At 49.1% G+C, this 3,218-nt stretch carries 2 rRNA genes; both read left to right on the plus strand.

Annotated elements, in window-relative coordinates:
- Positions 1–24: 24 nt before the first annotated feature.
- Positions 25–2,899: ribosomal RNA gene (locus C8N47_RS18495) — 23S ribosomal RNA — on the plus strand.
- 187 nt (positions 2,900–3,086) lie between these two features.
- A 5S ribosomal RNA gene (gene rrf, locus C8N47_RS18500) occupies positions 3,087–3,197 on the plus strand.
- Positions 3,198–3,218: the final 21 nt, after the last annotated feature.

The following is a 3,218-nucleotide window of genomic DNA, read 5'->3' on the forward strand; positions in this document are numbered from 1 at the left end:
AATAATATATGACGACTAAGTAAGGAGAAAGTTATTAAGGGCGTACGGGGGATGCCTTGGCTCTCATAGGCGATGAAGGACGTGATAAGCTGCGAAAAGTTGCGGGGATTGGCAAATACGAATTGATCCGCAAATATCCGAATGGGACAACCCACTCCGCAAGGGGTATCCGACTATGTCGGAAGCTAACCCAGGGAACTGAAACATCTAAGTACCTGGAGGAAAAGAAAACAAAAGTGATTCCGTAAGTAGTGGCGAGCGAACGCGGAATAGCCCAAACCATCAGTGTTTCGGCATTGGTGGGGTTGTAGGACCACGACATTCGAGTTAACATTAAGTGGAAGCATCTGGAAAGTTGCACGACAGAGGTGATAGTCCTGTACATGTACCGTGTTAACAAGATAGTGGTATCCTGAGTAGGGCGGGACACGAGAAATCCTGTCTGAATCAGCCGGGACCATCCGGTAAGGCTAAATACTCATGAGAGACCGATAGTGAACAAGTACCGTGAGGGAAAGGTGAAAAGCACCGTGAATAACGGAGTGAAATAGTACCTGAAACCGTACGCTTACAAGCGGTCGGAGCTGTAATTTATTGCAGTGACGGCGTGCCTTTTGCATAATGAGCCTACGAGTTAGTCGTCACTGGCAAGGTTAAGTGGTTCAGCCACGGAGCCGAAGCGAAAGCGAGTCTGAACAGGGCGAATATAGTCAGTGGCGCTAGACGCGAAACCTTTGTGATCTACCCATGGTCAGGTTGAAGTTTTGGTAACACAAAATGGAGGACCGAACCAGGAGACGTTGAAAAGTCTTTGGATGAACTGTGGGTAGGGGTGAAAGGCCAATCAAACTGGGAAATAGCTCGTACTCCCCGAAATGCATTTAGGTGCAGCGTCGTGACTGAGTCTTATAGAGGTAGAGCTACTGATTGGACGCGAGGGCTTCACCGCCTATCAAATCCAGACAAACTCCGAATGCTATAAGATGCTTCACGGCAGTGAGGGCATGGGTGCTAAGGTCCGTGTCCGAGAGGGAAAGAACCCAGACCATCAGCTAAGGTCCCCAAGTGTATATTAAGTTGGTTAAACGAGGTCTGATTGCATAGACAGCTAGGATGTTGGCTTGGAAGCAGCCATTCATTTAAAGAGTGCGTAACAGCTCACTAGTCGAGCGATCGGGCGTGGATAATAATCGGGCATCAAATATACCACCGAAGCTATGGATTTATGGTAGGGGAGCATTCCAATCATGCGTTGAAGGTGTACTGTGAGGTATGCTGGAGCGTTTGGAAAAGCAAATGTAGGCATAAGTAACGACAAAGCAGGCGAGAAACCTGCTCGCCGATAGACTAAGGTTTCCTGATCAACGCTAATCGGATCAGGGTTAGTCGGGACCTAAGGGGTAGCCGAGAGGCGAACTCGATGGATGATCGGTTAATATTCCGATACTTTCTTATACTGCGATGGGGTAACGAAGTGATGAAAGATCCGCGTACTGACGGAATAGTACGTTAAAGGGCGTAACTGATGATAAGTGTAGGCAAATCCGCACTTAGAGGTGAAACCTGACAGTACCGAGAGCCTTCGGGCAATCGGATAGTGATCCTAAGGGCTTCCGAGAAAAACCTCTAAGCATCAGGTATAAGAAACCCGTACCGCAAACCGACACAGGTAGTCAAGGAGAGAATCCTGAGGCGCTCGAGTGATTCATGGCTAAGGAACTAGGCAAAATCGACCCGTAACTTCGGGAGAAGGGTCGCTCTACTCCGGTAGAGCCGCAGTAAAAAGGTCCATGCGACTGTTTATCAAAAACACATGGCTTTGCTAAATCGAAAGATGATGTATAAGGCCTGACACCTGCCCGGTGCCGGAAGGTTAAGTGGGGGCGTTATCGCAAGAGAAGCGCTGAAATGAAGCCCCGGTAAACGGCGGCCGTAACTATAACGGTCCTAAGGTAGCGAAATTCCTTGTCGGGTAAGTTCCGACCTGCACGAATGGTGTAACGATGTGGACACTGTCTCGGCCATGAGCTCGGTGAAATTGTAGTATCGGTGAAGATGCCGATTACCCGCAACGGGACGGAAAGACCCCGTGAACCTTTACTGCAACTTCACATTGATTCTGGGTAAGTGATGTGTAGGATAGGACGGAGGCTATGAAGCAGGCTCGCCAGGGTTTGTGGAGCCATCCTTGAAATACGTCCCTTTGCTTACTCGGGACCTAACTCTCCTTAGAGAGGACAGTGTGTGGTGGGTAGTTTGACTGGGGTGGTCGCCTCCAAAAGAGTAACGGAGGCTCCCAAAGGTGCCCTCATGACGATTGGTAACCGTCAGCAGAGTGTAATGGTATAAGGGTGCTTGACTGTGAGACCGACAAGTCGATCAGGTAGGAAACTAGGGCATAGTGATCCGGTGGTTCCGTATGGAAGGGCCATCGCTCAAAGGATAAAAGGTACTCCGGGGATAACAGGCTGATCGCTCCCAAGAGCTCATATCGACGGAGCGGTTTGGCACCTCGATGTCGGCTCGTCACATCCTGGGGCTGGAGAAGGTCCCAAGGGTTGGGCTGTTCGCCCATTAAAGTGGCACGCGAGCTGGGTTCAGAACGTCGTGAGACAGTTCGGTCCCTATCTGTTGTGGGCGTTGGAAATTTGAGAGGACCTGCTGCTAGTACGAGAGGACCGCGGTGGACATACCTCTAGTGTATCAGTTGTCTCGCCAGGGGCATTGCTGAGTAGCTATGTATGGAAGGGATAAGTGCTGAAAGCATCTAAGCACGAAGCCTCCCTCAAGATAAGATTTCCTTTAAGGGTCGTTGGAGACGACAACGTTGATAGGCTGTAGGTGTAAATGCGGTGACGTATGTAGCCGAGCAGTACTAATTACCCGAAGACTTTCCCTTAGGTTTTTTAAGGCAGGATATAAAAAAATAGAAGTATTCTTATTTTCCCGATATGTTTAAAATATTGGCTGAAAGCCGTAAGCTTCAAGCTACAAGCAAGAAGTAAAGAAACGGCTGCAAAGCAAAAGATATTTAAGTGTTGTGTAAAAGCTTGAAGCTTCGTGCTTAAAGCTTGCCGCTAAAGAATTTAGGTGATTATAGCGGCGGGGTTCCACCTCTTCCCATTCCGAACAGAGAAGTTAAGCCCGCCAGCGCCGATGGTACTGCCTTATGGTGGGAGAGTAGGTCGTCGCCATCTTTACCAAACCCGTTGTTCCTG

It is taken from the genome of Mangrovibacterium marinum (genome assembly GCF_003046625.1).
GTDB lineage: Bacteria > Bacteroidota > Bacteroidia > Bacteroidales > Prolixibacteraceae > Mangrovibacterium > Mangrovibacterium marinum.